The 428-nt window shown below is 70.8% G+C and carries 1 protein-coding gene; it reads left to right on the top strand.

The genetic code is table 11. The annotated features are described in order from the left end of the window. The coding region (locus AC1DNK_RS30020; RefSeq protein WP_477944884.1) for a hypothetical protein at positions 1-428 on the top strand (428 nt) is incomplete at both ends.

The following is a 428-nucleotide window of genomic DNA, read 5'->3' as shown; positions in this document are numbered from 1 at the left end:
ACGCCTGGGCGTTCTACGCGCTCTTTCCCTTCCTGGGCCGGGCGGTCGCCGGGCTGACCGGCCTGCCCCCGGCGTTCACGCTGACGCTCATCGCCATGGTGTCCGGGCTGGGAGCGGCACTGGTCATCTACCGCCTTTTCCGGCTCAAGGCGTTGCACCGCACGGCGCTCTGGGCAACCGTGTTCGTGGCCACCTTTCCCGTCTCGCCCGTGCTGCAGGTGCCGTACGCCGAGTCCCTGAACCTGCTCCTGCTGGCCGCCGCCCTGCTGCTGGTGGTGGAACGCCGCTACCTGTGGGCGATGCCCGTTGTTGTGCTGATGTGCCTGTCCCGGCCGACCGGCGTCCCGTTCGCGGCGACCGTGGGGCTGCTGTTCCTGTACCGGCTGTGGCAGGCGTACTCCGCAGGCCGGGAACCCGCACGCGGGGGG

The organism is Rhizobium sp. 01N424 (assembly GCF_056399485.1).
Note: the sequence above shows the minus strand (reverse complement) of the source record. Positions and strands in the feature narration are given on the sequence as shown.